Source organism: Massilimicrobiota sp. An105 (assembly GCF_002161155.1).
In the GTDB taxonomy this organism is placed as follows: Bacteria; Bacillota_I; Bacilli_A; order Erysipelotrichales; family Coprobacillaceae; genus Allocoprobacillus; species Allocoprobacillus merdigallinarum.
On record NZ_NFLY01000077.1, the window covers coordinates 1 to 4,074 of the forward strand.

At 30.3% G+C, this 4,074-nt stretch carries 5 protein-coding genes and 2 pseudogenes; 4 read left to right on the top strand and 3 right to left on the bottom strand.

The features are described from left to right. Together B5E48_RS13045 and B5E48_RS13050 are read right to left on the bottom strand one after the other, a co-directional pair. Positions 1–696: hypothetical protein (locus B5E48_RS13045; RefSeq protein WP_143747031.1), on the bottom strand; the 696-nt coding region annotated here is incomplete at its 3' end. Next, the gene (locus B5E48_RS13050) at positions 677–1,918 is read right to left on the bottom strand and encodes an MFS transporter (protein WP_087298344.1); all 1,242 of its coding nucleotides are present in this window, start codon (positions 1,916–1,918) and stop codon (positions 677–679) included. The genes B5E48_RS13050 and B5E48_RS13045, both read right to left, overlap by 20 nt. Positions 1,919–2,084: 166 nt before the next feature. On the opposite strand from B5E48_RS13050, the gene B5E48_RS13055 reads away from it, so the two are divergent. The 4 genes and pseudogenes from B5E48_RS13055 to B5E48_RS14145 all read left to right on the top strand — a co-directional run. Next, positions 2,085–2,597, top strand: coding sequence for a hypothetical protein (locus B5E48_RS13055; RefSeq protein ID WP_087298343.1), 513 nt, complete (start codon positions 2,085–2,087; stop codon positions 2,595–2,597). A gap of 196 nt (positions 2,598–2,793) precedes the next feature. After that, positions 2,794–3,117: pseudogene (locus tag B5E48_RS13060) on the top strand (N-acetylmannosamine-6-phosphate 2-epimerase); the annotation flags it as partial. Positions 3,118–3,306: 189 nt separating this feature from the next. Beyond that, on the top strand, positions 3,307–3,765 hold the full coding sequence (locus tag B5E48_RS13530; protein ID WP_143747032.1) for a hypothetical protein: 459 nt from the start codon (positions 3,307–3,309) through the stop codon (positions 3,763–3,765). Between the two features lie 24 nt (positions 3,766–3,789). After that, positions 3,790–3,894, top strand: a pseudogene (locus B5E48_RS14145) (hypothetical protein); the annotation flags it as partial. Here the strand turns inward: B5E48_RS14145 and B5E48_RS13930 are convergent. Next, positions 3,894–4,074 (bottom strand): hypothetical protein (locus tag B5E48_RS13930; RefSeq protein ID WP_241146990.1); only part of this gene is annotated, 181 nt, incomplete at its 5' end. The pseudogene B5E48_RS14145 and the gene B5E48_RS13930 sit on opposite strands and share 1 nt — an antisense overlap.

The following is a 4,074-nucleotide window of genomic DNA, read 5'->3' on the forward strand; positions in this document are numbered from 1 at the left end:
TGCTCCTATCAATAAAATATAATGATAATCTTCAACCATTAATATAAGCTTATTGTAATTAACAAAAGTAGGATAAATAGAGATAGGTGTTTCATCTATTTTTAAACCAATATGTCCAAAAAATTGATTTAAGTCATCTTGATTGATATTGTGAGTACAGTTAAAAAGCATGGGATTATAATCAATAGATTGATAAATCTCTTGAAACTGTTTAAAGATATCAAATAATCCATGAATCATTTTATCAGGATGATAAAGTGTTTCAATCAAATCCAATTTTGCTTCATTATCAATAGATAATTTTCTAATACTTTCAATATAATCATTTTGAAAATCAATAAATTTTAAAGTATCTTCTCTTAATTCCTTTGTATCAAAATGTGTAAATTTTTGAATGAGTTCTTCTTGCATATGATGTTTTGGAAATTCACTGACAAAGAAAAATGCATTTAAAATAAAATCAGCCAAACATAAAATTTCATTATTATCTAATTGATATGATTGAAAATAAGTTTGCAGATTTTTTATTTTTTTAGCTTTTCTAACTAATACATCATGTTGCTTTTTGAGATTTTGAAAGTGTTCATTTTTTTGCTTGATATCTAATGAAATCACTTTTGGACCATTCACACATTCAAATCCTAAATCTCTCCATTCCTTATACCATAAAGGTTCATTATATATTGTCTTTTTCATCTTGATCAATCACCTCATCAATAGAGTTATATAATAGAATTCCTCCTATTATCATAACAAATATTCCTGTAAAAATAAAAATATTTTGAATAGAAAATAAAGAACTCATGAAACTCATAAAAAATGAGACAAGAGGAATGGTAGAAACACCAAAAGAATTCATAATCGCACTAAAACGTGCTAAATAACTTGAGTGTACTTTTTGTAAAACCATGATTTGACCATACATATTAGCAAAAACAACAATTATACCAAATAAAATAGCCAGTGTCATAATAAACAAAGATTTGATTATTGTGATAGGGATATAAGAGATAAGTATAGTCATGATATAGAAAAAACTCGCTCCAGCAAATAAAGACTGTATCATTTTTTTAGCATTCATATAAGAACTGATATAGGGATAAAGAGTCGCTCCTAAAACACTTCCTATACTAAAGCCCATTGATAAGTAAGCAACCATCTGTGGACCACTGTGATAAACTTCGACGCTTAATGCACTGGAAAAGGCATTAATAGGAACTAAAAATGCATTGATACAACAACAAATCAAGCAAAGATAAATCAAAGACTGTTTTGTTTGGGTATAGTGAAATCCTTCTTTTAATAAAGAAATCGTAGATTGCTTTTGAATATTTGAATTATCATGAAAATGAATATGACCAATCATAAGACCACTGACTATAAATGAAAGACAATCAATAATAAAAGTGATCATGATTCCAAAGCTATTTAATAAGATGCCAGCTAATCCCATACCAACAATTTCTAATGATTTAGATAGTGAGGTATGCAATGATTGTGCAATGTCATATTTTTCCTTGGGAACTAAAGAAGCAATCATTGGTGTAGAAGAAGGAACTCTTAAGGTTTCTAAAATAGAAATCATAAATGTTGTGAACATAATGATATAAACATTTAATTGTTGAAACATATAGAAAAGAATAAGGAGCATAACTAATAATGAACGTAGAAAATCACTTAAAGCCATGAGCCTTTTTTTATTTCTTTTTTCAACAAATGCTCCCATAAAAGGTGTCAAAAAAATAGTTGGTAAATAGTTAATACCAAAGTTAAAAGCAGAATACATAGCATCACCAGTGATTGCATAAACAAGCCATGTTAAAGCTAAAGCATCAATAGAGTCACCAAAACGATTGATTCCAGTGGCAATGGCTAACTTTAAGAATTCTTTTTCATTTTTTAATGTCTGATATTTCATAACGCCCCTCCTTTGTTAGATAAATATCTAATTATATATTCAGTATATATAAAATTATAACAATTATTAGATAATTGTCAATGTTTATATTAGATTATTATCTAATGTATAAAGAATTGCTTTTTTGTTTGATTTGGTATTTAATAAAGAAAAGGGGGCTTATATCATGACAGATGAACAGATCATCATGCTTGTCTTTCTTATCATTGCTGGATTAGGATTGATATTTATTATTGTTGGAATATTCATCATATTATGGCAGAAAAGAAAAACGAAACTTTGCCAAGAGATGACACATGGAATAGTTGTGGATTATTGTTATAGGGGAAATGGAGTGATTGTGCCAGTTGTTGAATATCATGTGCTTGGAGAAACTTATAAGAAAGTCAGAACTTTCCGTGGTTATATTACGAAAAGTTGGAGAAGAGATGGAGAACCATATGTACGAGTAACAAAAAATGATTGTTTATCCATTGCAGGTGGTAGGATGGGAAAAAGTGATGCACAGAATATGTGGCCATTAGGATCAAATATGGCTGTTTATTATCATCCAATGAAACCTAAAATGGCTTTTATTGAAAAAATACCTGAACATCAGTCAATTATGGCTATGATATTTATTGGTGTTGGCATTTTTTTGATTATATTATCAAGCTTTTTAGTATATGTTATAAAATGATGAAAACATTCTATATATCAGTTAATTAGCGAACCAACTTAGAAATATTTTTAAGTTGGTTTTTTGAAATTACTTTCAAAATAGGGATATTTTGTTTTTATTTTTGAAAAATTTTGAAAGTAAATTCTAAATCTTTTAAGAATATTGTCAAATATTTTCGATAGAAGTATAGTGTGATTATACAAGGAGGGAGAAAATGGAGAAACTAAAAAATCAGTTAATTGTTTCATGTCAGGCAATGTAAGATGAACCGTTACATTCATCTTACATTATGTCAAAAATGGCTTTAGCTGCTTATCAGGGAGGTGCTAAGGGGATACGTGCGAATAGTGTTGAAGATATTAAAGCTATTCAACAAGAAGTCAATTTACCAATTATTGGTATTATTAAAAAGGACTATCCGGGTAGTGACATTTATATTACGACAACCATGGATGAAGTTGACGCATTAGTGGCTGCAAATGTTGAAATTATAGCTATGGATGCAACCAGTCGATTAAGACCAAATCAAACAACTTTAGCAACCAATGTCATTAAGTTAAGGACTGAATGGCATTCGAGGGTTATATTGCAAATATACCCTCTCGCTTTTTTTTTATTATTTTTCAAAGAAAAGTATTGACATTGCAACGATAGTGTGCGGCCTATTATCAATTTTTTATTGATAATAGGCCAATTGTTTATAGGTATATCTTGGAGGTACTTGATCATGAATAGCTATAAACATCTTAAAAACGTCCTTTTTCACAATATCAAAACACTTTCTCAAGTCTGTTCTATCTTCTGTGTCAATCCTGATGCTGATTTTACCAGAAACAGAAAGCTTGATTTTGAAACTATCATGAAGATTATCCTTTGCATGGGCGCTTCTTCCATCAAGGATGAACTTCTCAAATTCAATGACTTTTCTATTGATACTCCTTCTGCCTCTGCCTTTGTTCAGGCCAGAAGCAAGATCAAGCCTGAAGCTTTCAAAGCTTTGTTTTATGGATTCAACAAAAAAACTTTCAAGAAAAAGTTATTTCATGGCTACAGGCTATTGGCCATTGATGGCAGTGAACTGCCTATTGACAATACCATCTTTGACGATGAAACAACTGAATTAAGACATGGCACTCTTGCAAAACCTTACTCTGCCTATCATTTGAATGCCAGTTATGATCTATGAGAACGTACATATGATGATATTATCATTCAGGGTGAAGCCAAAAAAGACGAAAATGATGCTTTCTGTCAACTTGTTGACAGATATGATGGACAGAAAGCCATCTTCATTGCCGATAGAGGCTATGAATCCTACAATGGTTTTGAACATGTTGTACACTCAGGACATAAATATATCATTCGTGTTAAAGACGTTGAATCTACGACTAGCATCACCAAGTCACTAGGACCATTTCCTGATGGTGAGTTTGATGTTGATGTGTTTAGAATGCTGACCTTAAAACAAACAAAAATGACAAAAGCCTGTCCTGAA

Coding starts and splice junctions, on each gene's coding strand:
- B5E48_RS13050 (WP_087298344.1), bottom strand. CDS start 1,918: ATGAAATATCAGACATTAAAAAATGAAAAAGAATTCTTAAAGTTAGCC.
- B5E48_RS13055 (WP_087298343.1), top strand. CDS start 2,085: ATGACAGATGAACAGATCATCATGCTTGTCTTTCTTATCATTGCTGGA.
- B5E48_RS13530 (WP_143747032.1), top strand. CDS start 3,307: ATGAATAGCTATAAACATCTTAAAAACGTCCTTTTTCACAATATCAAA.